Genomic DNA, 26,182 nt, shown 5'->3' on the forward strand with positions numbered 1-26,182 from the left:
CGAGGAATCACAAGAATGAGCCGGAAGAAAAAAGCGAATAGCCGGGGCTCTCGATAACACGGAGCCGGGCTGTCGTTGATCCGGAAATCGGACAAATGAGTGGGGCCCGCACCCCAAGAGCGCGGGCCCCAGCCACATTGATGCGCGAGCCATTGGCTCGCGACTGTTTCGCGTCAGCGTCAGGCGGGAACGATGTTCTCGGCCTGCGGGCCCTTCTGGCCCTGCGTGACGTCGAAGGTCACCTTCTGGCCTTCCTGAAGCTCGCGGAAGCCGTTGGTGGCGATGTTCGAGTAGTGGGCGAACACGTCAGCGCCGCCACCGTCCTGCTCGATGAAGCCGAAGCCCTTTTCCGCGTTGAACCACTTCACGGTGCCAGATGCCATATTGAATCTCCCTTGGGGGGCAGTGCCGACTCCGCACTTTACGGAGCCGAGTCGCCGCGATGATCACCCCTCCGGAAAGATCCGGAAAGCTTTGCAAAGAAAAAATCTCTGGCAACCAAAACTGCAACTGGTATCACGCTAACACAGGTCGCTTCCAAACGGCCATGCGTATTCGGCGGTGTCCAGCGGTTCGCGTCCCGTCGAAGACAGTGTTTCTGTACCGGCGGGACTAGGTATCCGTGCCGCGCCCGTCCAGCTCTCGGCGCATTTCCCGGTTCAGGCGGAGGGCGTCGTCGAGCTGGTCCTCCAGGGAGACGATGCGGCACGCGGCCTCGACGGGGGTGCCCTGGTCGACCAGTTCCCGGGCGCGGGAGGCGATGCGCAACTGGCTGCGGGAGTACCTGCGGTGGCCGCCGCCCGAACGCAGCGGGGTGATGAGACCGGCCTCACCGACGGCCCGGAGGAAGGCGGGGGTGGCACCGAGAACGTCGGCGGCCCGCCCCATGGTGTAGGCGGGGTAGTCGTCGTCGTCGAGGTTGCCGGCGCCAGGGGCGTTCTCAGCGGGCATAGCACCTTCGTTTCGGGGACGCGGCAAGGGGCCCGGGCGGGCCTGGCACCGGTCTCCGAGGGGGTTCGGCGCCATCCGTGTCGTGCGGCAACCCTATCTCCGTCGGGCCCGGAGATCTGGCCCCGCGGCGACAGGAATGCGTACCGGGCGCCGAGCGCCTCGTGCCGGACCCGCCCGCTCAGCTCGCGAAGCAGCCCCGCTCCGGCGTCAGCCCCGCCGCGGACATCAGCGACTCGGCGGCCCGCTCCGTCGCCTCCGGCGGCACGACCAGCAGGTCCCGGCGCCCGTGGCCGGGGACCATCAGCACGACGGTGCTCGGCGTGTGCGCCGTGGCCGTCCTGCGCAGCCGTACGGCCCGGCCGCGGACGAGCATGCGGCCCGGTGCCCCGGTCCACTCCGCGCCGTTCACCAGGACGCTCACCACCTGGCCCCAGCCACGCGGCAGCCCCGGGAGCAGAAGCGGTAGTTCCGCCGGAAGGTCGAAGGCGCGCGGCCACCAGGCGCCGTCGATAAGGCGTGGCACGGGGCTCTCGGGGGCGAGGAACACACGCGGGAGGGGCAGGGCCGGGGCAGGGGGCCGTGGCCGATCGTTCATGAGGTGTCCTGTCGAGTGGTCCGGTCACGATCGGTCGGCGGCGGCCGTCCGCCCCTCCCAGGCGTCCAGCACGGTCGCGTAGACGGGGAAGCGGCCTAGGAGGCCGGTGTGGCGGAGCACCCGGTCCGTCGTGTGGCCGCCGTCGACGACACGTATCCAGCCGCCCCGCGCACGGCAGTCGGACCACGCCTCGTTCAGTGGCGTCAGGACGCTGGAGTCGGTGAAGGTCACCGCGCTCAGATCCACGATGAGATGGAGAGGTCCCGACCGGCCCGCGCGAGCCTCGGCCAGACCGCGGACCAGCGGTGCCACGGTCTGCGCGTCCAGTTCGCCGTACGCGCGGACGATACGCGGGCTGGGTTCCATCGCGCGGTCCCGTCCGGGGAGCCGAGGAGAGGGCCGCCCGTCGCGTCACTCGCCGGGAACGGCACCGCCGGTCGCGTTGCGCGAGAAGCTCTCGGTGCGCTCACCGTACTCCTGATCGCGGAGAAGCGGGCCGATCATGTTCCCGGGTACATCAGCGGTCACACCGGCCACACCGGTACACCGGAACACCCGCGGTTCACACTCGTCTCACACCTCGTCCGAGTGCGCCTGTGCCTGCTCGCTCGACTCGCTGGTCGCCAGCCAGGACCGTGCGGGTTCCGCGGCGTGCCTGGTGTCGAGGGTGAGATGGAGGCGGGTCCCTCCCTCGGGTCCGGCCGGATAACTGCGCTGCTCGGTCGAGGCGAAGCAGTGACGCAGGACCTCCGCCACGCGCCGGGCGACCTCCGGCCGCGCGGCGACGATGCGGATCTCGGCATGCTCATCGGAGGGCAAGGCCTCATGCTCCATACAGACCTCCTGGCGAGCGACGGGTACGAACCTGCACCCCTTCTCTGAAGGGTATGCCGGGCAGGGGCGGCCGTGTTGCCACAGCCGATCTTCCGGCCCGGCCGGGAGTACGGCGGGAGTACGGTGGAGACACCGAGGGCATGCCGCGCACCGGCCGCCGAAGCCGTGCCGTTCTCGGCGATCGACGACGCCGGGGCGGCCTTCGTCCGTACCCGGAGCAGGGTTCGCCCCCATGAGCGCGCACATGCTCCTCCCGACGATCCCGGACTTCCCCGCGCCCCGGTCCGCACCGGGCAGGCCGCGCCGGAGTGCCCGGGGGAGGCTCGGACGGCAGCAGGGATCCTCGCCCCGCGAGGGGGAGCGACTCCTTCCACTGACGCGCCGCCAGCTCGACGACCGCCTTGAGGGGCTGGGGAACCTGTACGCGGAGGCCTCGGGCGGCGGCCCGTGGGCATGGAACCAGGCGCGTGCCGCCTTCCTGCGGCATCTCGCGGCCGACGCGCGGCGACCGGGGTTCTCGCTGCTGATAGCGGAGACCACCGCACTGACCGGATGCGCCTACGGCTTCCCCGCGGGCGGCGCGGGACCGTGGTGGAGCGGTCTCCACGGACACAAGTCCGGGCGGCTCTTCGTCGTCTCCGGGATCGTCGTCCCGCCCCGCGTGCGCCGGGAGTACCAGGACCGTCCCTGGAACCTCGCCCGGCGCCTGCAGCGGCGGCTGCTCGCCGACGACGACGCCGCGCTCGGCGTCACGCTGGTGGACTCACGGGACCACAGAGCCGTTGAGACGTTGCGGTCCTGGGGCTGGCGGAGTGCCGGGGACGGCATCCTCCCGTCCGTGCCCCCCGGCCCGTTCCGTGTCCTGGTGCTCACTCCGGGGGCGTGAGCACCCCGGATCAGGACGCGGGCAGGCGCAGGGCGAGAAGGGCGATGTCGTCGGTGCTGCCGGGCGTCATCCGGGCGGACAGCTCGTCGCACAGCGTGTCCAGCGGCTCGTGGGCGAGGGCGAGGGCGTGGCGGCGCAGCCGGCCGAGCCCGGTGTCCAGGTCACTGCCGGGAACCTCGATCAGACCGTCGGTGTAGAGCAGCAGCGTGCACCCCGGCGGCAGGGCGTGGGAGGCGCTCGGCCGGTGACCGACGGGACCCGGCTGGGTTCCGAGGAGCAGTCCCTGCCCGGCTTCCAGGTACCGCGCGTTGCCGTCGGGGGTCAGCAGCAGGGGCGGCGGGTGCCCCGCACTGGTCCAGTGCAGCGTCCAGGGGCCGGTGTCCGGTCCGTCCACCCGGGCGAGGACGAGGGTGGCCATCGGCACGGACGTGATGGCGTGCATGGCGTCGTCGAGGCTGTCCACAACGGCACCGGTCGGCCCCGTGTGGTCCCAGGCGAGGGAGCGCAGGATGCCGTGCAACTGCGCCATGCCTGCCGCGGCGGTCAGATCGTGGCCCAGTACGTCACCGATGACCAGGGCGAGCGTGCCGTCCCGCAGTGTGAACGCGTCGTACCAGTCGCCGCCGACCTGCGATCCGGCCGGCGCGGGCTGGTACCGGGCGGCCAGCTGGAGCCGGCCGTGCCGGGGCAGCGGGGTGAGCAGGTTGCGCTGCATGGCCTCGGCGACATCGCGCTGCTGCCCGAACCGGCGGGCGTTCTCGATGATCAGGCCGACCCGGCGGCCGATGTCGCTCGCCACGTCCAGGTCGCCGCTGTCGAAGGGCCGTGCCGGGTCGGTGCGCACCAGTGTCAGGGCTCCGGGGACCGGCCGTCTGGTGCCCAGCGGCACCGTGATGACGGATGCCGCACCGGTCGCTTCGAGGAAGGCGGCGTGGACGGCGGCCAGCGGAGAGTCGGGCGGTGCCTCCGCGACCGCCCGGTCCTGTACGACGGGATCACCGCCGTTCAGCACCTGGACCAGGGGCGAGCGGGCCGCCTCCCCGGTAGGCGGCGGCAGCTGGCCACGCCAGTCCTCCTGCCCGGCGTCGCGGCCCCCGGGCCCGGTCACCGCCACCCGGTGCACCTGACGGGAGCCGACCCGCAGGTCCACCGCCGCCCAGTCGGCGAGGCGGGGGACGAGAAGGCGGCTCAACCGGGCGAGGGCCTCGTCCACGTCCAGGGTCTGCCCGAGCACGTCGGTGATCTCCGTGACGAGCGTCAACCGCTCGGCGAGACTCTCCAGGGCGCTCGTACGCGCGGCCTGCTCCGCGCGCTGTGCCCGCTCCGCGCGTTGCGCCCTTTCCGCCCGTTCGGCGCGTTCCCTGTGCGCCCGGCGGTCCGAGGCCTTCTCCACCATCAGTACGGCCATGCCCTCGAAGGCACCGTCGTCGTCCGTCAGCGGCGTGGCCGACCAGGAGATCGCGACCAGCCGTCCGTCACCCCGCAGGCATCTGTCGTCGTCGCCGCGCGCCGGACGCCCCTCGGCCAGCGCCCCCAGCAGCGGGCAGCGCTCGCGCGGGATCCGGGCGCCTCCCGGATCCCGGTGGCACAGGTCGTGCAGATCCTGCCCGTACATCGCCGCCGCCGGGCGCCCCAGCAGCCGTTCGGCGGCCGAATTCACCGCGACGATCCGCCCCACCGGGTCCATCACGGCCACGGCAGTGCCCAACTGCTCGACGACCCGCCGCCACAGCTCCGGCTCCCGGCCCCGCGGCCGCTGCTCATGCCCTCCGCCGGATCCCAAGCCGTCCACCACACCGCCGCCCTTCCGTGCCGGTGCCCCGATGCTCTCCTCTGCGAGTACCCGACGGCACGGCCGACACGGGGGACGCCTCAACGACCGGAGAGGTAATACGCCGCCGGACGCCGGGGCGGATTGCCGACGGCGTCCTTTTCACCTGATCAGGGAAACTCACCCATCCGGCCAGGCCACGGCATCGGATTCCCCCCGTGAGTGACGAAGAGAGGGGCCCGGCGGAACGGCAGGGGCTGCTGCGCGCCGCGCTCGGTGCCCTCAGCGGGCTGCTGGCCGGTTTCGGCGCGCTCGCGATCGCCGAACTGACTGCGGCCGCGGTCCGCCCGCAGTCCAGCCCGGTCGTCGCTGTGGGCGGTGCGGCGATCGACCGTACTCCCGCCGCGGTGAAGGACTGGGCGATCCGCCACTTCGGAACCAGCGACAAGCTCGTGCTCCAGTGGGGCATCGTGGCCGTACTGGCCTCGCTGGCCGTGGCGTTGGGGGTGCTGGCGGCACGGTTCGGGCGGGTCGGGGCGGCCGGTGTCCTCCTCTTCGGGGTCGTCGGGGCGGTGGCGGCGACCGGTCGGCCCGACTCCACCGGTCCCGCCGACGCACTGCCCTCGGTGCTCGGCGCCGCGGCGGGGGCGCCGCTCCTGTACGTACTGACGGCCCGCCTCCGGGCGGCGCCCCGGGAGCGCGGGACCGCAGCCGGGCACCCGGCCGCCCCGGCCGACGGCCTCGACCACAGGGGCTTCGACCGTAGGGGCCTCGCCCAAAGGGGCTTCGACCGCAGGGGCTTCGTCCGTACGGCCACGGCCGCCGCGGCGGCATCGACCGCGGCCGGGGTCGCCGGCCGGGCGCTGAACGGGTCGAGCGGCAAGGACGCGGTCGCCTCGCGTGCCCGGGTGACGCTGCCCGGGCCCGCCTCACCGGCCCGTCCCGTCCCCGCCCGAGCCGGGCTGCGCATTGCCGGGAGCAGCCCCTTCATCACCGGCAACGCCGACTTCTACCGCGTCGACACGGCGCTGGTCGTGCCCAAGGTCGACGCGACCGCCTGGCGCCTGCGCATCCACGGCGAAGGCGTGCGACGGCCCGTCGTCCACACCTTCGACGACCTCCTGCGGCGTGAACTGATCGAGCGGGACATCACCCTGACCTGTGTCTCGAACGAGGTCGGCGGCCCGTACGTGGGCAACGCCCGGTGGATCGGCGTACGGCTCGGGGACCTGCTCGCCGAGTCCGGGGTGCGTCCGCCGTCGAAGGGCGGCCCCGCCGACCAGTTGGTCGCCCGCTCCGTCGACGGCATGACCCTGGGCACGCCGGTCGAGGCCGTGATGGACGGCCGTGACGCGATGCTGGCGCTCGGCATGAACGGAGAGCCACTGCCCTTCGCACACGGCTTTCCCGTCCGCATGGTGGTGCCGGGTCTGTACGGCTACGTCTCCGCCTGCAAGTGGATCGAGGACATCGAACTCACCACCTTCGATGCCTACGACCCCTATTGGGTCGAGCGGGGCTGGGCCCGCGAGGCCCCCGTCAAGACCCAGTCACGGATCGACACCCCGAAGCCGTTCGCCCGGCCCAGGGCGGGCACCGTGATGGTCGCCGGGGTCGCCTGGGCCCAGCACCGCGGCATCGACAGGGTCGAGGTACGTGTCGACGACGGCCCGTGGCAGGAGGCCCGGCTGGCCGCCGAGGACTCCCACGACACCTGGCGACAGTGGTCCTTCCCCTGGCAGGCCACCAGGGGCGGACACACCCTGACCGTGCGGGCGACCGACCGCACCGGCCGGCCGCAGACCGACCTCCGGACGCGCACGATCCCCGACGGCGCGAGCGGACGGCACTCGGTGGTGGTCACCGTCGACTGACCCGCCAACCCCCGTACCAACCCCGTACCCCACCCATGACCGCAGCGGCCCGCTGCACCCTGACAACAGGAGAACGATGATGAACACCCGCACCCGCACTCGTAGCCGCCGTCTCGCCGGCACCCTCGCCGCGGCGGCGGTGCTCCCCCTCGCTCTGAGCGCCTGCTCCGACGGCGGCGACGACTCGGGCAAGTCGGACTCGTCGAGCAAGGCGTCCGCCCCGCGGACCGGCGGCGACGACATGGGCACCTCGGGCGGCGACACAGCCGCCATGGACCAGCCGTTCGGACCGGCCTGCTCCGGCGTGCCGACGAGCGGCGCCGGTTCCTTCGACGGCATGGCCAAGGACCCGGTGGCCACCGCCGCCTCCAACAACCCGGCGCTCTCCACGCTCGTGACCGCCGTGCAGAAGGCCGGTCTGGTCGACACGCTCAACAACGCCCAGGACATCACCGTGTTCGCGCCGACCAACGACGCCTTCGCCAAGATCCCCAAGGCCACCCTGGACAAGGTCCTGAGCGACAAGGCCGAGCTGACGAGGATCCTCACCTACCACGTCGTCGGCAAGAAGCTGACGCCGACGGACCTGGAGAACGGCTCCTTCGACACGCTGGAGAAGTCGAAGCTGACGACCTCAGGCTCGGGCGAGTCCTACACCGTCAACGACTCCGCGAAGGTCGTCTGCGGCAACGTCAGGACCGCCAACGCCAACGTCTACATCGTCGACACCGTCCTCATGCCGAAGAGCTGACCCCGGCGGCCCGGCGGCGCCGCGCCGCCGGGCACCTTCTCATGACGGGATGTTCACCAGGGCGATGGGCGGGGTGGTCGGCCGACGGGATCCGCCGGCCGGTTCCACGGTGATCCCGACGCCGGAGACCCCGGCCGTCGACCCCTGCATCAGCACGGCCTGGCTGGTGAGTTCGGGGCTCATCAGGCCCGCCGAACGCATCTTCCCGCCGTCGGCGAACCACAGCTGGTAGACCCTGCCCGCGGGCGGCTCGACCATGTCCGAGGCCACGAAGACGGCCTGGCCACGGCCGGCGGAGACCACCAGGGCGCCCGTGCCGCCCGCCACCCGCGCCGTCCGGGTCTTCGCGTCCGGCGCCGCCAGCACCCGGGCCACGTCGTCGGCGTGCGCCTCGGCCCGGGCCGCCTGCCGCCGGGCGTCCTGGGCACCTTCGTACTGCCACACCGCCGTACCCCCGAACGCCGCCGCGGCGGCCACACACGCGGCCAGTGCCCACCGGACCGGACCACGGCCGCGCGGCGCGCGCCGTCGCATCCCCTCCAGGGGAGCCGTGCCCGGTGGCACCTGCCGCACGGTGGTGACGCGATGCAGAACCCGGGCGCGCATCTCCGCGCGGACGGGTGCGGAGGAGGCCGAGGCGAGCCGGGCAGCCGTGGCCGTGAACTCCGCCACCTCCTGGGCGCAGGACTCGCAGTCGACCAGGTGGTGTTCGAAGGCGGCGCGTTCGTCGTCGGGCAGCGCGTGCAGTGCGTACGCGCCGGTGAGCAGGTGCGGATCGGTCGTGGTCACGCGGTCACCCCCAGGCAGTCGCGCAGCCGGATGAGACCGTCCCGCAGCCGGGTCTTCACCGTGCCCAGGGGCAGCGTGAGCGCATCGGCGACCTGGCGGTAGGTCAGACCCCGGTAATACGCCAGGGTGACCGACTGGCGCTGCAGGTCGGTCAGGGTGCGCAGACAGCGCCGTACCTGTTCCTGCTCCAGCCGGGTCTCGACCTGCTCGGTCACCTGGTCGTACGCGGGTGTCCGGTCGAGCAGCGCGGCCTTGGTGTCGCGGGCGGCCGCGGCCTCCACCGACCGGACCCGGTCCACGGCACGGCGGTGGGCCAGGGTCAGGATCCAGTTGATGGCCGTACCCCGCTCGGGCCGGTAGCGCGGCGCGGTGCGCCACACCTCCACCAGGACGTCCTGCGCCACCTCCTCCGACTGCGCCTGGTCACGCAGCACCGCCCGGACGACACCGAGCACGGAGTTGGCCACGGCGTCATAGACCGCGGCGAACGCCTCCTGATCTCCCAGAGCCACCTCGTGCACCAATTGCTGCAGGTCGGGCTTGGGCGACGGGTTTCGGCCGATGTATACGGCTTCCTTCACAATGGTTCTCCACAGAGTGCGACGGACCGGGACGTCCCGGCGTAATCCGAGGCAGCACGGCCCCCGGATTGGTCGTGTCACCGGCACACACGACAGGACTTGGGTTCGAGCGACAACTCCGGTCCCCGACAACCTTCCGTGTCCTTCCGCCGTCTCCTTGGTCGACGGACTGATGTGGTCGAAGCCCGCCCAACCGTTGTTCGCCGAGGGGGAACCGTTGTTCCGCAACGCAGCTCGGGCCCTGGGGGTCGCCGGTCTTGTCGTGGTGTCCGTGCTGGGAGCGGCCGCGGGCGCGATGGCCGACGGAGCGGGTCCGGCTCCTTCGGGGAGCCCGTCGGCGGCCGTCCGCCTGGAGTACTACGTACCCGGGAACCGCCTCCTGGTCGCGGGCGACCAGATCGGGTTCGCCGTCGAAGGCATGGCGCCGGGCTGGGACAGGGTCAGGGTCACCTCCCCGGCCCTTCAGGCGCCGGTCCGCCTAGCCCCCGTGAAGCGGGGAGCGAGAGAGTCGATGGAGCTGGACGGGGCCACGGCACCCCGCATTCGGCCGGGTCTGCGCGCGGGCACCTACCCGTTCACGGCGACCAGTCACGGCCGTACGGTCGCCACCTTGAGACTCAAGGTCGCGTCGGAGGACACGGCGGAGATCTACCGGTTCGTCGTCGGCCCCACGAATGCCCATCCGGGCAGCGACACCCCCGCCTCGGTACGGCCGGGCACCGATGTCCGGGTGCTCCTCACCGATCTGAGGCCCGCGTCGGAGGACGCCCTGACCGTCAGGTCCCCCATCTTCAGCGACCCCGTGACCATCACGACGGGCAGCACCGACGATCCCGGATGCAAGTGCGACGACCCCGGCACGGTCTACGCGGGCCACGCACGTGTGCGTGCGGACGTCCCCGAGGGCCGCTACACCGTCACCGTGGTCAGCCACCACGGCCGGCAGACCACCCGGCAGCACGTCACGGTCTCCGGCGAACCCGTCGGCCACGGCCCTTCCTGGACGGCCGTCGGCGCCGTCGCGGCCGCCGGCGCGGCCCTCGCCGCGGGCGTGGCGATCGCGGTGCGCCGCCGCTCCTGAATCCGGACCGGCGCAGTTCCTTCTGTCAGCTCAGTCGGCTCAGTCAGCTCAGTCGGCAATCCCTGCGTGCCCGGCCGCCAGTCCTCGACGAGAAGCCCGAGCAGCACCTCGTCCACGAACTCGCCCAGCACCCAGGCCGAGGAGCGCAGCACGCCCTCACGGACGAAGCCGTTGCGCTCGGCGGAGCCCAGCATCGCGGCGTTGTCCGACAGCGTCTCGATCTGCAACCGCCGCAGGCCGCGCACGACGAGACCGTAGTGGCACAACACCGCGACCACGTCGGTGCCGTAGCCCTTGCCACGGAAGGACGGCCGCAGCTCGAGGCCGATGTGCGCGGACCGGTTGTGGTTGTCGATGCCCCACAGCGACGCGGAGCCGACCAGCGTGCCGCCGTCCAACTCCACCACGGAGAACGGGATGTCCCGTTGCTCCTTGTCGTCCACCACGAGCTCCGGGTCCTTCGAGCCGGGCGTGATCGGCAGCCACGGCCGGACCGCGGACCGCGAGTAGTTGACCACGTCGTCGTGGAGCTCGGTCCGCAGGACCGGGACGTCTTCCTCGTGCCGGGCCCTGAGCCCGACCTTGCCGCCCTTCAGCATGCGAGCTTCCTATCCGAGCCCGCCGACCCGCGGCAAACCAATAAGCGGGGCACGGCGGCCCCGCCGCGAACCGTCGCGCCGACCGTGAACGGCACTGAATGAAAAGGAAACCGAAACGACTGACAGTGTTTGTCCTACATGGACCGGCCGGGAATACCACGATGGACGTACCACCGTGAGAGGCCACACATGACTACTACTCTTGCCAAGGGCGGCAACGTCGTCTTGTCCGCGGCGGTCTGCCGCGTCACCCTCACCTCGCTCACCACGGGCATCGACGTCTCTGCCGTTCTGCTCGGGCAGGACGGCAAGGTGCGCGGTTTGGAGAACGGGACCGGTTCGTTCAAGTCCTACGGGGCCCGGGCAGTCATCACGGACGGGCGGGGCTCCACGGTGACGGTGCCACTGTTCAACAACCGCAACCTGTCCTACTGGGTGGCCATTGCCCTGATCGACTTCACCCACCCCGGCGGTGCCCGGATCCTGCATGTGGAGAAGTACAGCGGCAACCATGTCGAGGCCCGCCCCACCCTGTACTCGAACGGGAACTTCCGAATGAGTACCGGCAAGGTCGAGTTCAAGACAAGGTAGTTGACGGCAACTGAGCGTCAACTGAGCGGCTACGGAGCCTGCTTGGTCGATGTCGGCTCGCTACGATGCACAGCCCAGGCATCGTCCACGCGATGGGGGAGGGGCAATGAGGATTGCTGACCCGGAGTACCCGGCCGCGGTCGAAGCGGCAGTCGAGATCCTGCGGAAGCGGGCCCGACAGCGGCAGACGATCACCTACGGAGAGCTGAGCGCGGAGCTGGCAGCACAGGGCTTCGACTCCGTCCCGCCCTACCGCGGGGTCATGACCTACCTGCTCAAGGACGTCTGCCTCTACGGCAACGAAGACGGACGAGCCCCGATGCTCTCGGCGATCGTGGTGAACAAGGCCAGCAGGCAGCCGTCGGACCAGTTCTCCGGCCTCGCCCGCAGCCTTCCCTTCTCCCGTTCGTCCAGCTGGAGTTGGCAGGACGAGCAGCAGAACGTCTTCGCCCAGCACCGCGAGGAGTGACGGGTCGGCCCCGCGACACCCACTTCAGGAATTCGATCCGTCGGACGTCAACGGAACAACTCCGGCGTCGGACAGACCTCCCACGCCTCCTCCGGCCGGTCGGCCCAACGCCACCACCCATGCCGACCGTCGCACCTCCACAGCGCCCGGCAGACCCGCCGCCCATCGTCCTCGCGAAGGAGGCGCACGAGGCCCCCGGACCTCATGGGCCGACTGCACTCCGGGCACACCAGGACGTCATCACTCACGCGACGCACCATAACGGCGCAGGGGTGACACGCGCTTCAGTCACCCGTACTTCGTTGTTGCGCCCAGGCAGGTGGCCGACCAGGTTGAACGCTGCCGCATCGCGTTCGGGCGGGGGAGAGCCCGAAGCGGCGGAATGATCACGCGGTGACGGTGGCGGGAGGAGCGGATCCGGCCGCTGCCGCCACGGTTCGACGGCGTTCCGCCGCCGACGGTACAGCGCTCCCGGCCGGTGAAGGCGGGGCGCCCGGTGCCGTCGGCGGCGGCTGTGTCGCGGGACGCTCGTGGGACGCCGGGGTGGTTACCAGGCGAGGGCGTCCGCCGCGTTGATCTGCCAGTAGGTGACGGTGGCAGCGCTGTTGAAGAAGACACCGCCGTTCGGCAGCTTCAGGGTCGTCTCCTTGTTGACCGCGTGGCCGTTCCTGTCGCTGAAGATCACGCCCAGGGTCTTCTCGTTGCCGCCGCCTTCGCCGTCGGGGGAGGACGTCGTGATGCCGGCGTACGCGGACTGGCCGGGCTCGAGGGTCAGCACGGCCTGCGGAATGGTCTCCTCGGCCCACGCCAGCGGGGCCTGGGCGTCGGCACCGGCCCTCAGGAAGGGGGCGCTGTAGGCGTAGCAGGGCTTGGTGCCGGTGTTGGTGGCCTTGAGCAGCAAGTGGTTGATCGGGCGGGACACATTGGTGACGGTCACTTTGGTGTTCGCCGTGGTGCAGGTGACGACCGAGGACGCCTTCGCGGTGGTGGCGGAGGCGGCGGCGCCGGAGGCCTGGAATCCGACGACTGCGAGGGCGGCGGCGACGACCATCGAGGAGGCGGTGGCGCGGGAGGCGAGACGGGTGGCGATACGCATGATTGGACTGCCCTCTCTGTACATCCGGAAGATGATCTTCCGTTCGTTGACTGTGCCGGTTGGTCTTGTCTTGGTCGTGCGTGAGGTGTGAGTGGGCCTGCCGGAGGCGCGGCCCGTGAAAGCAGAGCCCAGCAAGGCCGATCACCGTGTCCGGCGGGCCACCGTGCTTGGGTGACTCAAGCCTGTGCCATGCGGCGTCCCATACGCCATTCCATCGGGACTTTCGGGACGCTGGAATACTCGAATCGGCTCTGAACTGGGGGGACTTGACTTTCCTGGGACGCCGAGCGGAACGGAAAACCGGTCTGGGCGGCCGAGGAGACTGCTGATTTCACTCCGCGCAGGGTGCCGAAGCGTCCACGTCCGGCTCAGTCCTGTAGCCACGCTCCGTGCAGACACGCATGGACCAACCCCATCCGAAGGGAGCCGGAGACCCCGCTCGCACTCGCAGCGAGGTCTCTCAGCGGGCGCTGCCGAGGTCGCGGTCGGCGTCGGAGCCCTTGAGCATGAGGGTGGTCTCCTCGATGCGGTTGAAGCGGCCGTCGGGGGCGAGGTCGGCGAAGACGTAGACCTCCATGCTGACGGTCGAGCCGTCCTTCTTCGTGATGTGGCAGGTGTGCCGGTCGGCGTACTTGTCGCCGTCGTAGAGCTCTTCGTGGACCTCGACCTCGCCGCCGGCGACGAGTGTGCGCAGGTGGGCGATGTGGTCGAGAAACTCGGTGCGGTCGGCCCATTCGCCGTCGGTGCGCTGGCGGTAGTCGGGAGTGAAGTGGCGGTCGGCGGCCTCGGCCAGGGTGATCCCGTCGTTGAGGAGCAGGTCGGTGAGGGCGGTCTTGATGTCGGTGCGAGTCATGAGAGGTCCTTCAAGCAGTTTCGGTCGGGGGGGATGTACGGCGATACCCGATGGGCGGAAGCCTCAGGCGCTGTTGCTGTTGCTGTTGCTGTTGCTGTTGCTGGCGCTGGTGTTGAGGGTGTCGTCGAGCCAGTCGTAGATGCGGGCGAGGGCGAGGCGCATGGCGCCGGGGTGGCAGTGGGCGCCGGCGCCTTCCTCGGCGGTGAAGACCATGAGGGTCCTGGGGCAGGTGAGGTGGTCGTAGAGCTGCTCGGGTTGGCCCTTGAAGAACTCGTCCTCGGCGGCGTCGCAGACGAGGGTGGGGCACTGGATCTTCTCGGCGATGCCGTCCGCGAGGGTGTAGTCGAGGTAGGAGGCGCTGAACGCGCGGGGGGTGTCGACGCCCATGACGTACATGCCGTGGTTGATGGCCCAGCGGGCGGTGGCGTCCTTGGCGATGATCTGCTCGTACGCGGCGTCGAGTTCGGGGGCGGACTCCGAGCGCAGGAGATGTTCGGCCGCCTTGCGGTCACCGGGGATGTTGCGGACGGATATCTGGCCGAGGTCGTAGACGCCGTCGACGGCGATCACGGCGGCCAGGCGGTGTTCGAAGGCGGCGGCCCGCGGCGCGAGGATCCCGCCCATGCTGGAGCCGAGCAGGGCGATACGGCTGTTGTCGACCTCAGGGAGGGTTTCGGCGAAGTCGACGACGGGGGTGATGACGTTCTCCCAGTCGGGCCGGAAGACCAGGTCCTGGTGGTGGCGGGGCCCGGGCTGGCCGGGGCCGTCGAAGGTGAGGACGGTGTAGCCGCGTTCGACGGCGGCGAGGGCACCGCTGAAGTGGAGTTCCTCGGCGGTGCCGTCGAAGCCCGAGTGCATGATCAGCGTCGGCCGCGGGGCACCCGTGGTGTCGGCGCGGTAGAGGTAGCCGGGCAGGGTGGTGCCCTCGTACGGAATCTCGACCGGCTCGATCCGCGGGCTGGTGTAGAGGGCGGCGGCCGAGCGGAAGCAGGCGATGCTGCGGTCGTAGGCGTGGTCGTGGCGGCGGTCGCAGGGGTGGCCGTGCAGGAAGAACTCGGCCGACCGGTAGTAGTTCGACGCCCGCAGGAATCCGTCGCGGGCGCTGACCTTGTGTCCGGCAGCCAGGGCCTTCTCGGCTTCGGCGGAGACACGGTCGGCGGTGGCGACCCACTCGGTGTACCAGCTGCCGTAGTCGCCGTCGGTGATCCGCTCAGCGGTGGAGACGACCTCGCCGAAGTCCGCGCCGCCGTAGGCGATGTGGCTCATCGAGCGCAGAGTCTCGTACCAGAACTGGGTGTTGTTCGGGAACAGCAGGTTCGGCATGGCGTTCTCCTCAGCATCGCAAGCCCAGATCTGTGCTTGCGATGCAACTGTAGACCCATCGAACCCCGATAAGCAAACATCTGTGCTTACGATGAGGGGGTGACTTCGAAACGACCGACCCCACGTATCCGCAAGAGCCCCGAGCAGGTCCGCTCGGCCGTCCATCAGGCGGTCGTCGACCTGCTGTCCGACCTGGAGGGAGCCGACCTCACCATTCCCGTGGTCGCCCAGCGCGCGGGCGTCAACCACACCAGCATCTACCGCCGTTGGGGCAGCCGAGAGGCGTTGCTGGCCGACGTGGTCGCCACCCGCCTCGAAGACGACTGGCCACTCAAGGACACCGGCACCCTGCGCGGCGACCTCACCGCCTGGGTCGAAGCCGGCGTCGCGAACATCCGCACACCCGAAGGACGCCTACTCGTACGCGCCGTCGCCCTGTCCATGCCCCACAGCACGCAGGACCACCCCGAGCGCGCGCAGCACTTCGAGCGCCGGATGCAATCCATCGAACTGATCCGTGAACGGGCCACCGCCCGCGGAGAGAACCCCCCACCCCTGGAACAGATCCTCGACCAGCCCATCGCCCCGCTCTACCTACGAGCCGTCCTCGGCATCGCCCCACCCACCACCGGCTACCCCGAGCGCCTCGTCAACAGACTCCTCAACAGCCCGGACACGCCGGACGCAGCGTGATCGACGCCCGCTTGAACCTCCGGCGCTCAGACGTCCATGCGCCAAGGCCCGAACGCTGTTACGGAAGGCCGCTGACGCGTCAGCGCGGTGCCGCCAGGCAACGTTGCTGCGCACGTTGGCAAATGCGCCGTCCGCTGCAGAGGTGATGTGGTCGCCACCAACGGCTCCGTGATCGCGCGATCCGCACTCGTCGACTACGCCAAGTGCGGAGATTATCTGGGCAATTCACCCTGAACTACACGTGCTCTCCATCCAGGAGGGCGGAATCTTGACTGGTGCATCCCTCCGCCCCACATATAGCGTTGGTTTACTTGCGCTACCTCCACCTCACCAGGAGTCCACAGTGAACCGCCCCGCCCGGCTCGTCGCAGCCGCGCTCACCGCATCCGCGGCCCTGCTGCTGACCGCCTGCGGCTCGGGGGGAGGTGGAGACTCGACCTCGGACAAGATCAAGGGGGCGGATCAGGGCGCGAGCAGCAGCCCGTCGGCCTCCGCATCGGCGGCGTCCGACGTCAAGCGTCCGGAGATCACGCTTCCGAAGTCCTTCCAGATGAGCTTCGAGAACTGGACGAACAGCGATCCAAAGCTGCAGGCCATCATGGATGACGGCAAGGAACGACTCCTCGGGACCTACTCGGCGATCGTCAAGCAGGATCCGCAGGCGGAGTCCATCACCTTCTACAACACGGCCAGCGCCTTGAGCACCGGCCAGGCCTGGGTCAAGGGATTCACCGGCAAGAACCTGACGCTCATCGGCAAGGGCCGGGCCTTCGATCCGCAGGCCCGCATCAGCCCGGACGGCTCAGGCACCCTCTTCTACTGCGTGGACGAAGGCAAGGGTTCCACGAAGGATCTCAAGACCGGCAAGGTCACCAACACACCGGCTGACGACGCGTACGCGTTCTACCAGACCAAGTTGAGCAAGTCGGGCGACGGTGTCTGGAAGACCACGATGGTCAAGTCGACTCGGGGCGATTGCAAGTGAGGGAGAGCGCCCGTCGCGCTCTGGTGGTTGCCGCAGCGGCCGCGGCAACGGCTCTGCTCGCGCCGGGCTCGGCCTTCGCCTGGGGCGACGACCACGGCGAGGGGGCAGGTTCTGGGGGTAGTGCCAACGGGGGCGCGAGTGGCAACACCCTGACCGCGAGGGCCGGCCAGTCCAGCATCGCCATCAAGCAGTCCGGCGGCGAATCGTCCAAGGCGCCCACGGGTTCGCTCGCCTCGGTTGACCCCACCTGGAAGCCCCCTGCCTGCTGGTACGAGCCCGTGGCGACACCCGAGCAGCTGAAGGGTGCCGTCGACCGCCTCAAACAGAACCCCAACAAGGACCTGGTCGCGGTCACTCCTACGCTCAGCTGGGGCGAGGAGCTGATGGTGGACTACTACGAGAAGGGGAAGTCGCAGGACGCCCGCGACAAGAGCTACAAGAACTACAACCTTGGCAGGAACGGCATGTTCTGGCGCGGGGTGATCAACAAGGAACTCAAGGACGACGTCGCCGCCTGGGACTGCGAGCGTCTCTTGTTCTGGCAGGACGCGGGCACCGTCCCCGACGATCCGAACGCACCCACTCCCAAGACCCTGGCAGCGTATGCCTACAACAGAATCCGGGTCCCGGACACCGAGATCGAACTGAAGCCGGAGGGCAGGTCGACGCTGAACCTGCCCACTTGGGTGTGGCTCGACAAGGGAGTCTTCCAGGAGGTCCGGGTCCGCGCCGAACTCCCGAACACCAACCTGTGGGCGGAGACCACGGCCAAGCCGGTCGCCCTGCACCTGGAGCCGGGGACGGACGACGCGGAGACATACCCCGCCTCCGGTGACTGCAAGATCAACGACGACGGCTCCATCGGCACGCCGTACAGCAAGGGCGACGCCGATAAGGACCCGCCCTGCGGCATCAGTTACCTGCATGCCACGGACGGAAAGCCGTACCAGCTCAAGGCGTCCGTCACCTGGCGGATCTCCTGGGAGGGAACGGGCGGCGCGAAAGGCGATCTCCCGGACGGCACGTTCGAGACGACCCAGGACATGACCGTGCAGGAGATTCAGGCCGTCAACCGCTGACCGCTGACCGCTGACTGTGAGGAGCGAAGGTGTCGAAGGGTTCGGACCTGAAGGTCGACTACGACCTCTTGTCGACGAGTGCCAGGCAACTCCGACAACTCCGCGACGAGTTCGGGGAACTGGGTGGGTGGAAGCAGGATGTGACGGCCCTTGTCGGGGACTCCGGCGTCCGAACGGCAATGGCTGACTTCGTCGACAACTGGGACAACAACCGCAAGCGGCTGGTCAAAGAGCTCGAAGAGGTCGGGAAGATGGTGAAGACGACCAGCGATGCATTCAAGGGTCTCGACGACCAACTGGCCAAGGCCGGCAAGGGAGAGAAGTAGCCGCCTCATGAGGTGGTGCAGACGACTCTTCGTACAGGGGAGCAACGATGGCGCGGCCTGCCGACTGGGTGCCCCTCGCCGAAGCCGATCCCGTACCGGGCGACCCGGAGGGCATCCGCGGCGAGGTCGAGCACATGAAGAAGGTGGCCGAGAAGCTGCGTACGCAGGCCGCCGCCATGCAGGCCATTGCGGACTGCGACGGGCTGAACGGCAAGTACGCCGACGATCTGGGTGACAAGGCGCGGGGCCTCACCCGGAGGCTGGACCTCGCCGAGGACCGCTATCGCGAGGTGAAGGGGCACCTCCACGGCTGGGCGGACGACATGGAGACCGCGCAGAAGGAAGCCGATCGGGCCCTCGGTGACGCGAAGGTCGCCCAACGGATCATCGACACCCACAAGCCGGACGGGGCCGCCAAGAGCGCGGGCAAGGACTCCGGCGAGGAGTCCGGCAAGGACGAGCCGGACGACGACCTTGCCGTGAAGCGAGCCAAGGAAGATCTGGAGGCGGCCCGTGCGAAGCTGAACTCGGCCGTCTCCTTCTACGGTGAGCGCGCGGACCACTACGCGAGTAAGATCCGGTCGTCGATCGACGACGACATGAAGGACAGCTGGTGGAACGACTTCAAGGCGTGGGTGACGGACGCGGAGTGGCTGTCGACGCTGGCTGACAGACTGAGTGACATCTGCACCGTCCTCACTTTCGTCGCGATCTTCTTTCCAGCGGTTGGCGGGCTGGCCGCGGTACTCACTGGAGTCATCTTCGCGATCCACCTCGCCAGGGCCCTCGCGGGCAACGGATCGTGGTTCGACGTGCTTACCGACATCGCGGCGTTCAAGATGGCGAAGAACGGTGTCAAGGCGGCCAAGGCGGTCAAGAGGCTACAGAGGGAGGCGCGAAGCGTCGCCCAGGGCATCACAAAGCAGGCGGAGAAGAGGGCCGCCACCCGCGCGAGCGCGCCCCGGCGGGCCGCCGTCGGTGGAAAGGCCGGTCGGCTGCATCGCGCTGCGGACGCTCAGAAGGCACGCTCGGCGGCACGGCAGGTGGAGAAGAAGCCGTTGCCGGAGGTGCGACAGACGGAGAAGGCCAGGGCTCTCGGGGACAAGGACATGGCTCAGCAGATGAAGGACATCCGTCGGCTGCGAAACGAATACCCCGACAGCCGGCAGCTCAAGGCCACGGCGTCCGAGGCGGAACGCCAGCTCGGGGTGTCCCGGGCGAACTGGGGGGCCAGCACCGCCCTTGACCTGGGAGGCAGGCTCGGCGACGCGACGTCGAGCACGTACACGAACGCCAAGGGTCACATGACGGGCGCCGGTACTGTCGCAATGGTGAGGTTCAAACCAGTGAAGCGTGAGGCGAGCTCCCCGGACAGTGCGCGTGCCCGGAAGGCGCGACGGGTTCAGGGACGCGCGAGATCCTCGGGACCGCATCATCCTCACCTGTCCAACCGAAATCCCCAGGAGCAACAAGCAATCTGTCCTCCCGCGACCGTCGCCGCCAATAGAGGTGCTCCTGATCGGGAGGAGGCCGAGCGCCTCTTCAAGCTCGCTGCCAGGCTGCGCTATGCGCTGCTCGCAGTCGCTGTCGTCATGCTCATCTGGTTCCTGGTCTCGTTGAGCGGTGAGAAGACATGGGGGGTGGAACTCGCAACCCCCACCTGGCCGCTGGACCTCGCAGCGCTCACCCCGCTGGTGGCCCTCGTACGGTTCCGGAACCCGAAGGACCGCGAAGAAGGCGTCACGCTGGAGTCCGACCTGAGAATTCTCAGCGGTCTCTATCTTTTCATGGCCCTGTCGTTCGCGCTGCTCGACGGCCAGTGGCAGCTCTGGCCCGCCGTGGCCTTCAGCAGCTTCGTCTACGCGGGCATCTGGTACACGAACAAGCAGGCACACAGCGGTGGTTGAACCGACATCCCCGCCCACCGGCTACCGTCTCCTCCTGCCGTCGGACTGGGTGCAGGTCCCACTCCGGCAAGGCGACGCGAAACAGGCCGCCCGTGACATCGTCGCCTCGGCCTTTGCACGCGTACCGGCCGATGTGCCGCGCGACAAACTGACTCCTCTGCGACTGGAACTGGAGCGCAGACTGCTGGCGGCTGTCGCTGACGCGCGCAGAGCCGAGGCACTGGAGTTGTACCTACCGATGCGGCTCGCAGGCGAGGTGAATCTCGGCGCGTCGATCGTCGTCTCCGAGGCCCGGCTGCCCTCGCGTTCGGGAACGGACGGCGTGAGTGGTCACGTGTCCGATCCGGCTGCGATCGCGGTGCAGATGCTTTCCGGTGAGAGCGGCTCCGGCACCGACCTGAGCAGCGGTGAGATCGACGGCGCACTTGCCGTACGTCGAGAACGCATTGCTCCCGCGGATCCGGCGGGTGGAGCCGAGCTGGCCACTCGACGGGTCGACTACCTCGTCTCCGTACCCGGCGATCCGTCCCGTTGGTTCGTCGCCGCCTTCTCCACCGTTGGCGCCGGCGATCCCAAGGACGACTTGGCCGATGCCCTGGTCGAGTGGTTCGACGCCCTGATGACGACATTCCGGTGGAGTTGGGCATGAGCGGCGGATGGGTCGAGCTGGAGCACGAGTTCAGCCTTGACGTCCAGTACAACCCGGTCTGCTGGCTGGAACTCCCTCCCCGTTGGGAGACCGCGGAGTGGCAGGACATCGGCGGCTGGGCGCGCGATTGCGCCGAGCTGTTCTGGCGGTCGCACGGGCAGGAGCCAGGAGAGTCCGGAGTTCCCTTCCTCGCGGACACCCTGCAGCGCCTCGCGGACGCCTTCGCTCCGGAGGCCTTCGATACGCGTGTGGTGCTGCGTATGTGGGAACCGCTGACCATGCCCCTGCCGGTCGTCGCTGCGGTCAAGCCCGCTCAAGGCGGCCGCGAGGAGACCCTTCGTGCACTGATCCGGGCCGACGATCCGGAGGCGGTCGAGCCCCCGGTTGTCGAGACCTTCCGCGCGGAGCTGCTCGGGGAAGGACTTCGCGCCTTCCGGTATGTGCAGCAGGACGACGCTTCCGAGGTGCTCGCGGGACTGCGCTACGCCTGGCGCGACGCGGAAGCCGGCGCCGACGTGGTGCTGTGGACCGCTACCGACGACACCTCGCAGATCATCCGTGCGGCAAAGGACATCGAGGAGCTGACGCACAAGGTGAGCGTGGCGGTGTGGGAACTCGAACCGGACGGGGGAGCCTCGCCGGATACGGCACCGTAGAACGCGGAACACGGGCCACCACAGTCGCGGTGCTGTGACGTACCCCATGCGAACGGGGATGCAAGGCGATCGAAATGTCGACCACGCACGCGGGCCGGACACTGTGTGTCCGGCCCTGGCGGCTCGCTCATCGGATGGCGTTGGTGCTGCCGGTGTGCGATCTCTTCGTGGTGTGGGGGTGGGTGGTCAGCGGGCGCTGCCGAGGTCGCGGTCGGCGTCGGAGCCCTTGATCAGCAGGGTGGTTTCCTCGATGCGGTTGAAGCGGCCGTCGGGGGCGAGGTCGGCGAAGACGTAGACCTCCATGGTCACGGTCGAGCCGTCCTTCTTGGTCATGTGGCAGGTGTGGCGGTCGGCGTACTTGGTGCCGTCGGACAGCTCCTCGTGGACCTCGATCTCGCCTCCGGCGACGACGGCGCGTACGTGCTCCATGTGCTGGATGAACTCGGCGCGGTTGGCCCATTCGCCGTCCGTGCGCTGGCGGTAGTCCGGGGTGAAGTGGCGCTCCACGGCCTCTTCCAGGGTGACTTCGTCGTTGAGGAGCAGGTCGGTGAGGGCGGCCTTGATGCCGGTGCGGGCCATGGGGGGTCTTCCTTCCGGGAAGGGTTTCAGTGGGGGACGGGGGCGAGGGGCAGGTGCCGGGGGGCCCGGAGCGTGCGGGCTTTGGGCGGTGGGTCGATGTGCCTGCGTGCGGGGGGCGTTGGTCAGGCCGTGGTGGCGGTGACGTTGAGGGTGTCGTCGAGCCAGTCGTAGATGCGGGCCGTGGCCAGGCGAATGGCGCCGGGGTGGCAGTGGGCTCCCGCGCCTTCCTCGGTGGTGAAGACCATGAGGGTCTTGGGGCAGGTGAGGTGGTCGTAGAGCTGCTCGGGCTGGCCCTTGAAGAACATGTCCTCCACGGCGTCGCAGACGAGGGTGGGGCACTGGATCTTCTCGGCGATGCCGTCGGCGAGGGTGTAGTCGAGGTAGGAGGCGTTGAAGGCGCGGGGGCTGTCGACGCCCATGACGTACATGCCGTGGTTGAAGGCCCAGCGGGAGATCGGGTCCTTGGCCATGAGCTGCTCGAGGGCCGCGTCGAGTTCGGGGGCGGACTCTGCACGCAGGAGCTGTTCGGCTTCCTGGCGGGTGCCGGGGAGGTGACGGACGGAGACCTGGCCGAGGTCGTAGAGGCCGTCGATGGCTATCACCGCGGCGATACGGTGTTCGAAGGCGGCGGCCCTCGGGGCGAGGATGCCGCCCATGCTGAGGCCGGCGAGCGCTATGCGGTCGTTGTCGATCTCGGGGAAGGTCTCGGCGAAGTCGATGACGGGAGTGATGACGTTCTCCCAGTCGGGGCGGAAGACCAGGCCCTGGTGGTGTCGCGGTCCGGGCATGCCGGGGCCGTCGAAGAGGAGCACGTTGTAGCCGCGCTCGACGGCGGCCACCGCTCCGAAGAAGTGCATCTCCTCTGCTGTGCCGTCGAAGCCGTTGTGCATGATCAGGGTCGGGCGGGGTGTCCCGGAGTCGTCGACGCGGTACAGGTAGCCCGGCAGGGTGGTGTTCTCGTAGGGGATCTCGACGGGCTCGATGCGCGGGGTGGTGTAGAGGGCCGCGGCGGCCTTGAAGCACTCCACGGAGCGGTCGTAGGTGTGGTCGTGGCGCGGGTCGCACTCCTTGCCGTGCAGGAAGAACTCCGCCGACCGGTAGTAGTTCGACGCGCGCAGGAATCCGTCGCGGGCGCTGACCTTGTGTCCGGCCGCCAGGGCCTTCTCGGCTTCGGCGGCGACACGGTCGGCGGTGGCGACCCACTCGGTGTACCAGCTGTCGTAGTCGCCCTCGGTGATCCGCTCGGCGGTGGAGACGACCTCGCCGAAGTCCGCGCCGCCGTAGGCGATGTGGCTCATCGAGCGGAGGGTCTCGTACCAGAACTGGATGTTGTTCGGGAACAGAAGCTGCTTCATCGCACTCTCCTCAGAACATCGGCCATCGGCCATCGAACTTCCTCCACAAGCACAAATGTGTGCTTGCGATGAATGGAACTGTAGACCCATCAGGGGCAGGAAGCAAATGTCTGTGCTTACGATGGGCGCATGAGTCCGAAGCAACCAGCACCACGTATCCGCAAGAGCCCCGAGCAGGTCCGCTCGGCCGTACATCAGGCGGTCATCGACCTGCTCTCCGACCCGGAAGGCGCCGACCTCTCCATCCCCGCGGTCGCGCAACGCGCGGGGGTCAACCACACGAGCGTTTACCGGCGTTGGGGCAGCCGTGAGGCGTTGCTGGCCGATGTGGTCACCACCCGCCTCGAACGGGACTCGCCACTGGTCGACACGGGCAGCCTGCGTGGGGACCTCATCGCCTGGGCGGAGGGCGGCGTGGCGAGCATCCGCACGCCGGAGGGCCGGCTCCTCATTCGCGCCGTCGCCCTGTCCATGTCCGGCAGCGCCGCCGCACAGGGGGAACGCGCACAGCAGTTTCAGCGCCGGATCGCCTCGATCGAGGGAATCCGGGAACGGGCGGCGGCCCGCGGCGAGACCCCTCCGCCCCTCCAGGAGATCCTGGACCAGCTCATCGCACCGCTCTACCTGCGGGCGATCTTCGGCATCGATCCGCCGGCCACCGGCTACCCGGAACGCCTCGTGGACCGGCTGCTCGGCGACACGTACGCACCCGACACGGACTGAACGTGGCGCACCCGGACCCGTCGATGACGAGTTGATACCGCGCAAGCGGCATCACGAGCGGGGCCGGAACCCGGACCGTGGCGACTGGCCGTCGGACGCAACAAAAAGGCCCAGGTCTTCGACCTGGGCCTCAATCATGGAGCGGGTGACGAGAATCGAACTCGCGCTCTCAGCTTGGGAAGCTGCGGGCATACTGGCCCCGCTACTGTCCTGATCTGGGCGGACGGCTGCTCCGCGGTGTCGCTGAAGCCGGTCGACCTGACCGTGGTTCCCCGCAGTTCCCCGCTACATCTGGTGCGCTTGTGGTGCACCGGTGCGATGGCGTCCCGCCGGGTAGTGCAGCCGGTCCCGCCTGAGATCTTGGCAGCGCTCAGCTGCCTTTCGCTGGCTTGATCGGCTACGCCGCTTCATGGTCGGGGACTGCGGCGGTGGCCGACTGTTCGGCACCGCCCAGTTCGTCAGATCGCCGAGACCTTGACCATGGGGCCGTAGGCGTTGACGTGGACTTGGTCGGGGGCCTTGTACACGACGCGCCAGGTGCCGGAGCGGGTGATGGTGGGGTGAGCGGCGAAGTGGCCGGTGCTGCTGGTGCGGGCGCTGGTGATCAGGTGCCAGGTGCTGCTGCCAGAGGGGCAGAAGAAGATCTGGACGGTGGCCTTGGGCAGGGGGGTCCAGGAGCCGTAGCCGTTCTGCTTGAGGGTGCCGCTGATGGTCACGGTGTGGTGCTTGGCGACCCGGGTGCTGCTGGGCTTTCCGCCGCTGATGGCGGTCTGATAGCGGAAGGCGTGGACGACCGGGCTGTAGGCGGCGGTGAAACCGGGGGCGCCGGGGTAGTAGTAGCGCCAGTAGCCGTGGGGGTTGGTGACGGTGAGCATGGAGGTGGCGAAGCCGCCGCTGGCGGCGCTGCCGAAGGTGGTGGAGCCGATGTTGGTCCAGCCGGTGTGGCCGTCGTTGGACTGCTGGATGTAGACCCGCCCATTCGGCAATGCATTGCCGGGGAAAGTCGAGTATCCGGAGATGTGCAGGCGGGAGTAGGCGTCGACGGTCGGCTTGTTGGCGTACAGGGACACCTTCGCGACAGGCTTGGCAACGGTGTAGCTGACGCTGGTAGGAGTGAGGAACGGCCGCAGCTCGCTGACGGTCCAGATCGTGGTGTCGTTGGTGACGGACACGGTCTGGCTGAACCGCCCGGTGACGTCGGTGGTCGCCCAGGCGGCTCCCACGTCGGCTTGGATCAGGAGCTTGGCGTTGGCGAGCGGCACCCAGGTGCCGTCCTCCTGCTGGCCTTCCGCAGTTCCGCTGATGACTTGTGTGCTGCCGACCAGGGCGCCGGTGCTGCCGGTGCGGTCCAGGGTGATGCGGGCGGGGGAGTCGACGGAGGTGATCGGCTCGGAGTCCGGGCCCTCGGCGTATGCCGTTGAGTCTACGAAGAAGACGTGGAGGGTGGTGTTCTGCACGGCGCCGGGGTGGACAGTGAAGGCGAAGGTGCCGTCTGCGGCCGTTGCGTTGCGGGGCGACGTGTGCCCGTCCCAGGTGACGAAGACACCCATCCCGGCGGGGGTCGGCCACGGGGTTCCGGTGTCGCCGGCGGCCGGGTCGTACTCGGTCACCCGGCCGGTGACGTTGATGTCCTGGTGCTCGAAGCTGAGGGTCGTGGGCTCGTAGGCGGTGTCGTGGAAGACCGCTGAGGGGCGGTAGGCGAGGAGGCCGTGGCCGGGAAGGGAGACCGTGCCCTCGCTGTCCTGCGCAGTGATGGCGACCCGGTACGAGGCGTAGACGTCGAGTCCCAGTGAGCCGCTGCTCTGCCAGGTACCGGAGGTGGCGGTGCCGGAGACGAGGTGGAAGTCGGTGACCGCGCTGACGAAGGTGTCGGGCACGTTGGCCGTGCCTGCGGTGAGGGTGGCCGTCACGGAGGTGACGCCGGCCGGGGCGTCGATGTGGGCGGTGAGCTCGAGCCCGGTGTCGGTCTGCGCCTTGCCGATCTGCGAGACCACGGGCCCGGTGGTGTCGGCGCTCGCCTGACCGGGGGCTGTGACCATGCCGGCGAGTATCGCGGTGCTGATGGCCGCGGCTCTCGCGGCGTTCTTCAAGATCACGGGACTGCTGCTTTCGACACTGAGGGCCCGCCGTGCTTTCTCCACACCGGACCGAGCGATTCGATCAACCTCTTGACCTGCGTGATCAGA

Annotated in this window: 28 protein-coding genes, 1 tRNA gene and 1 pseudogene; 14 read left to right on the plus strand and 16 right to left on the minus strand. The window is 69.2% G+C overall.

Annotated features, from left to right (window positions below):
- Positions 1–179: 179 nt before the first annotated feature.
- The 5 genes from ACIPK3_RS10835 to ACIPK3_RS10855 form a co-directional block, all read right to left on the minus strand.
- The gene (locus ACIPK3_RS10835) at positions 180–383 is read right to left on the minus strand and encodes a cold-shock protein (protein WP_361245524.1); all 204 of its coding nucleotides are present in this window, start codon (positions 381–383) and stop codon (positions 180–182) included.
- A 229-nt stretch (positions 384–612) separates the two neighbouring features.
- A complete protein-coding gene (locus tag ACIPK3_RS10840; protein WP_402568242.1) occupies positions 613–951 on the minus strand; it encodes a MerR family transcriptional regulator in 339 nt (112 codons plus the stop codon).
- 178 nt (positions 952–1,129) lie between these two features.
- Positions 1,130–1,546: a DUF5994 family protein gene (locus ACIPK3_RS10845; protein ID WP_402568244.1), complete on the minus strand. Its 417-nt coding sequence runs from the start codon at positions 1,544–1,546 to the stop codon at positions 1,130–1,132.
- A gap of 24 nt (positions 1,547–1,570) precedes the next feature.
- Positions 1,571–1,912 (minus strand): STAS domain-containing protein, encoded by a 342-nt coding sequence (locus ACIPK3_RS10850; RefSeq protein WP_402568245.1) that lies wholly within the window; start codon positions 1,910–1,912, stop codon positions 1,571–1,573.
- Positions 1,913–2,119: 207 nt separating this feature from the next.
- Entirely contained in the window at positions 2,120–2,380 is a 261-nt protein-coding gene (locus ACIPK3_RS10855) for a hypothetical protein (RefSeq protein WP_402568246.1), read from the minus strand.
- A 232-nt stretch (positions 2,381–2,612) separates the two neighbouring features.
- On the opposite strand from ACIPK3_RS10855, the gene ACIPK3_RS10860 reads away from it, so the two are divergent.
- Positions 2,613–3,266: a hypothetical protein gene (locus ACIPK3_RS10860; protein ID WP_402568248.1), complete on the plus strand. Its 654-nt coding sequence runs from the start codon at positions 2,613–2,615 to the stop codon at positions 3,264–3,266.
- A 10-nt stretch (positions 3,267–3,276) separates the two neighbouring features.
- Here ACIPK3_RS10860 and ACIPK3_RS10865 read toward each other — a convergent pair whose 3' ends face one another.
- Positions 3,277–5,049: a SpoIIE family protein phosphatase gene (locus tag ACIPK3_RS10865; protein WP_402568250.1), complete on the minus strand. Its 1,773-nt coding sequence runs from the start codon at positions 5,047–5,049 to the stop codon at positions 3,277–3,279.
- 206 nt (positions 5,050–5,255) lie between these two features.
- Between ACIPK3_RS10865 and ACIPK3_RS10870 the strand changes: the two genes are divergently transcribed.
- Positions 5,256–6,911 (plus strand): molybdopterin-dependent oxidoreductase, encoded by a 1,656-nt coding sequence (locus ACIPK3_RS10870; RefSeq protein ID WP_402568251.1) that lies wholly within the window; start codon positions 5,256–5,258, stop codon positions 6,909–6,911.
- Between the two features lie 79 nt (positions 6,912–6,990).
- Positions 6,991–7,662: a fasciclin domain-containing protein gene (locus tag ACIPK3_RS10875; RefSeq protein ID WP_402568253.1), complete on the plus strand. Its 672-nt coding sequence runs from the start codon at positions 6,991–6,993 to the stop codon at positions 7,660–7,662.
- Positions 7,663–7,701: 39 nt separating this feature from the next.
- On the opposite strand, the gene ACIPK3_RS10880 is transcribed toward ACIPK3_RS10875, so the two are convergent.
- Both ACIPK3_RS10880 and ACIPK3_RS10885 read right to left on the minus strand, forming a co-directional pair.
- Positions 7,702–8,451: an anti-sigma factor domain-containing protein gene (locus ACIPK3_RS10880; protein ID WP_402568255.1), complete on the minus strand. Its 750-nt coding sequence runs from the start codon at positions 8,449–8,451 to the stop codon at positions 7,702–7,704.
- Positions 8,448–9,032: a sigma-70 family RNA polymerase sigma factor gene (locus ACIPK3_RS10885; RefSeq protein WP_402568257.1), complete on the minus strand. Its 585-nt coding sequence runs from the start codon at positions 9,030–9,032 to the stop codon at positions 8,448–8,450. Before ACIPK3_RS10885 ends, ACIPK3_RS10880 begins: the two co-directional genes overlap by 4 nt.
- Before the next feature lie 217 nt (positions 9,033–9,249).
- Between ACIPK3_RS10885 and ACIPK3_RS10890 the strand changes: the two genes are divergently transcribed.
- A complete protein-coding gene (locus ACIPK3_RS10890) occupies positions 9,250–10,113 on the plus strand; it encodes a hypothetical protein (RefSeq protein ID WP_402568259.1) in 864 nt (287 codons plus the stop codon).
- Positions 10,114–10,175: 62 nt separating this feature from the next.
- On the opposite strand, the pseudogene ACIPK3_RS10895 reads toward ACIPK3_RS10890, so the two are convergent.
- Positions 10,176–10,712 (minus strand): annotated as a pseudogene (locus ACIPK3_RS10895) (GNAT family N-acetyltransferase); the annotation flags it as partial.
- 189 nt (positions 10,713–10,901) lie between these two features.
- Here ACIPK3_RS10895 and ACIPK3_RS10900 point away from each other — a divergent pair.
- Both ACIPK3_RS10900 and ACIPK3_RS10905 read left to right on the plus strand, forming a co-directional pair.
- Positions 10,902–11,303 (plus strand): hypothetical protein, encoded by a 402-nt coding sequence (locus ACIPK3_RS10900; RefSeq protein WP_402568260.1) that lies wholly within the window; start codon positions 10,902–10,904, stop codon positions 11,301–11,303.
- A 106-nt stretch (positions 11,304–11,409) separates the two neighbouring features.
- Positions 11,410–11,772 carry a hypothetical protein gene (locus ACIPK3_RS10905; RefSeq protein WP_402568261.1) on the plus strand — a complete coding sequence of 121 codons (363 nt, stop codon included), beginning with the start codon at positions 11,410–11,412 and terminating at the stop codon, positions 11,770–11,772.
- Between the two features lie 547 nt (positions 11,773–12,319).
- Here ACIPK3_RS10905 and ACIPK3_RS10910 read toward each other — a convergent pair.
- From ACIPK3_RS10910 to ACIPK3_RS10920, 3 genes are all read right to left on the minus strand, one after another.
- Positions 12,320–12,868 carry a DUF4232 domain-containing protein gene (locus ACIPK3_RS10910; protein ID WP_402568263.1) on the minus strand — a complete coding sequence of 183 codons (549 nt, stop codon included), beginning with the start codon at positions 12,866–12,868 and terminating at the stop codon, positions 12,320–12,322.
- 460 nt (positions 12,869–13,328) lie between these two features.
- On the minus strand, positions 13,329–13,721 hold the full coding sequence (locus tag ACIPK3_RS10915) for a nuclear transport factor 2 family protein (protein WP_402568265.1): 393 nt from the start codon (positions 13,719–13,721) through the stop codon (positions 13,329–13,331).
- Positions 13,722–13,784: 63 nt separating this feature from the next.
- Positions 13,785–15,044 carry an alpha/beta fold hydrolase gene (locus ACIPK3_RS10920; protein ID WP_402568266.1) on the minus strand — a complete coding sequence of 420 codons (1,260 nt, stop codon included), beginning with the start codon at positions 15,042–15,044 and terminating at the stop codon, positions 13,785–13,787.
- A 99-nt stretch (positions 15,045–15,143) separates the two neighbouring features.
- On the opposite strand from ACIPK3_RS10920, the gene ACIPK3_RS10925 reads away from it, so the two are divergent.
- The 7 genes from ACIPK3_RS10925 (at position 15,144) to ACIPK3_RS10955 (ending at position 21,339) form a co-directional block, all read left to right on the plus strand.
- Complete coding sequence (locus ACIPK3_RS10925) at positions 15,144–15,737, plus strand: TetR/AcrR family transcriptional regulator (RefSeq protein WP_402568267.1); 594 nt, start codon at positions 15,144–15,146, stop codon at positions 15,735–15,737.
- A 343-nt stretch (positions 15,738–16,080) separates the two neighbouring features.
- On the plus strand, positions 16,081–16,722 hold the full coding sequence (locus tag ACIPK3_RS10930; protein ID WP_402568268.1) for a hypothetical protein: 642 nt from the start codon (positions 16,081–16,083) through the stop codon (positions 16,720–16,722).
- On the plus strand, positions 16,719–17,801 hold the full coding sequence (locus ACIPK3_RS10935) for a hypothetical protein (RefSeq protein ID WP_402568269.1): 1,083 nt from the start codon (positions 16,719–16,721) through the stop codon (positions 17,799–17,801). Before ACIPK3_RS10930 ends, ACIPK3_RS10935 begins: the two co-directional genes overlap by 4 nt.
- Before the next feature lie 29 nt (positions 17,802–17,830).
- The gene (locus ACIPK3_RS10940; protein WP_402568270.1) at positions 17,831–18,127 is read left to right on the plus strand and encodes a hypothetical protein; all 297 of its coding nucleotides are present in this window, start codon (positions 17,831–17,833) and stop codon (positions 18,125–18,127) included.
- 47 nt (positions 18,128–18,174) lie between these two features.
- Positions 18,175–20,034, plus strand: coding sequence for a hypothetical protein (locus ACIPK3_RS10945; RefSeq protein WP_402568272.1), 1,860 nt, complete (start codon positions 18,175–18,177; stop codon positions 20,032–20,034).
- Positions 20,027–20,683, plus strand: a complete 657-nt coding sequence (locus tag ACIPK3_RS10950; protein ID WP_402568274.1) for a hypothetical protein — start codon at positions 20,027–20,029, stop codon at positions 20,681–20,683. Before ACIPK3_RS10945 ends, ACIPK3_RS10950 begins: the two co-directional genes overlap by 8 nt.
- Entirely contained in the window at positions 20,680–21,339 is a 660-nt protein-coding gene (locus tag ACIPK3_RS10955) for a hypothetical protein (RefSeq protein ID WP_402568276.1), read from the plus strand. The genes ACIPK3_RS10950 and ACIPK3_RS10955 overlap by 4 nt, the downstream gene beginning before the upstream one ends.
- Positions 21,340–21,525: 186 nt before the next feature.
- Here the strand turns inward: ACIPK3_RS10955 and ACIPK3_RS10960 are convergent, their stop codons facing one another.
- Together ACIPK3_RS10960 and ACIPK3_RS10965 are read right to left on the minus strand one after the other, a co-directional pair.
- The gene (locus tag ACIPK3_RS10960; protein ID WP_402568277.1) at positions 21,526–21,918 is read right to left on the minus strand and encodes a nuclear transport factor 2 family protein; all 393 of its coding nucleotides are present in this window, start codon (positions 21,916–21,918) and stop codon (positions 21,526–21,528) included.
- Between the two features lie 122 nt (positions 21,919–22,040).
- The gene (locus ACIPK3_RS10965) at positions 22,041–23,273 is read right to left on the minus strand and encodes an alpha/beta fold hydrolase (RefSeq protein ID WP_402568279.1); all 1,233 of its coding nucleotides are present in this window, start codon (positions 23,271–23,273) and stop codon (positions 22,041–22,043) included.
- A gap of 129 nt (positions 23,274–23,402) precedes the next feature.
- On the opposite strand from ACIPK3_RS10965, the gene ACIPK3_RS10970 reads away from it, so the two are divergent.
- Positions 23,403–23,996, plus strand: a complete 594-nt coding sequence (locus ACIPK3_RS10970; RefSeq protein ID WP_402568280.1) for a TetR/AcrR family transcriptional regulator — start codon at positions 23,403–23,405, stop codon at positions 23,994–23,996.
- Between the two features lie 137 nt (positions 23,997–24,133).
- Here the strand turns inward: ACIPK3_RS10970 and ACIPK3_RS10975 are convergent.
- Positions 24,134–24,199 (minus strand) — tRNA-Gly (locus tag ACIPK3_RS10975).
- A 255-nt stretch (positions 24,200–24,454) separates the two neighbouring features.
- Complete coding sequence (locus ACIPK3_RS10980) at positions 24,455–26,092, minus strand: hypothetical protein (protein WP_402568281.1); 1,638 nt, start codon at positions 26,090–26,092, stop codon at positions 24,455–24,457.
- Positions 26,093–26,182 lie beyond the last annotated feature (90 nt).

Origin of the sequence: Streptomyces sp. NPDC086787, from assembly GCF_044745865.1 — a bacterium.
GTDB lineage: Bacteria > Actinomycetota > Actinomycetes > Streptomycetales > Streptomycetaceae > Streptomyces.

Bases quoted from the DNA above. Each gene is read 5' to 3' on its own strand.
- ACIPK3_RS10840 (WP_402568242.1), bottom strand. From the start codon at position 951: ATGCCCGCTGAGAACGCCCCTGGCGCCGGCAACCTCGACGACGACGAC.
- ACIPK3_RS10875 (WP_402568253.1), top strand. From the start codon at position 6,991: ATGAACACCCGCACCCGCACTCGTAGCCGCCGTCTCGCCGGCACCCTC.
- ACIPK3_RS10855 (WP_402568246.1), bottom strand. From the start codon at position 2,380: ATGGAGCATGAGGCCTTGCCCTCCGATGAGCATGCCGAGATCCGCATC.
- ACIPK3_RS10860 (WP_402568248.1), top strand. From the start codon at position 2,613: ATGAGCGCGCACATGCTCCTCCCGACGATCCCGGACTTCCCCGCGCCC.
- ACIPK3_RS10945 (WP_402568272.1), top strand. From the start codon at position 18,175: ATGGCGCGGCCTGCCGACTGGGTGCCCCTCGCCGAAGCCGATCCCGTA.
- ACIPK3_RS10960 (WP_402568277.1), bottom strand. From the start codon at position 21,918: ATGGCCCGCACCGGCATCAAGGCCGCCCTCACCGACCTGCTCCTCAAC.
- ACIPK3_RS10900 (WP_402568260.1), top strand. From the start codon at position 10,902: ATGACTACTACTCTTGCCAAGGGCGGCAACGTCGTCTTGTCCGCGGCG.
- ACIPK3_RS10920 (WP_402568266.1), bottom strand. From the start codon at position 15,044: ATGCCGAACCTGCTGTTCCCGAACAACACCCAGTTCTGGTACGAGACT.
- ACIPK3_RS10955 (WP_402568276.1), top strand. From the start codon at position 20,680: ATGAGCGGCGGATGGGTCGAGCTGGAGCACGAGTTCAGCCTTGACGTC.
- ACIPK3_RS10905 (WP_402568261.1), top strand. From the start codon at position 11,410: ATGAGGATTGCTGACCCGGAGTACCCGGCCGCGGTCGAAGCGGCAGTC.
- ACIPK3_RS10910 (WP_402568263.1), bottom strand. From the start codon at position 12,868: ATGCGTATCGCCACCCGTCTCGCCTCCCGCGCCACCGCCTCCTCGATG.
- ACIPK3_RS10835 (WP_361245524.1), bottom strand. From the start codon at position 383: ATGGCATCTGGCACCGTGAAGTGGTTCAACGCGGAAAAGGGCTTCGGC.
- ACIPK3_RS10915 (WP_402568265.1), bottom strand. From the start codon at position 13,721: ATGACTCGCACCGACATCAAGACCGCCCTCACCGACCTGCTCCTCAAC.
- ACIPK3_RS10845 (WP_402568244.1), bottom strand. From the start codon at position 1,546: ATGAACGATCGGCCACGGCCCCCTGCCCCGGCCCTGCCCCTCCCGCGT.
- ACIPK3_RS10965 (WP_402568279.1), bottom strand. From the start codon at position 23,273: ATGAAGCAGCTTCTGTTCCCGAACAACATCCAGTTCTGGTACGAGACC.
- ACIPK3_RS10970 (WP_402568280.1), top strand. From the start codon at position 23,403: ATGAGTCCGAAGCAACCAGCACCACGTATCCGCAAGAGCCCCGAGCAG.
- ACIPK3_RS10850 (WP_402568245.1), bottom strand. From the start codon at position 1,912: ATGGAACCCAGCCCGCGTATCGTCCGCGCGTACGGCGAACTGGACGCG.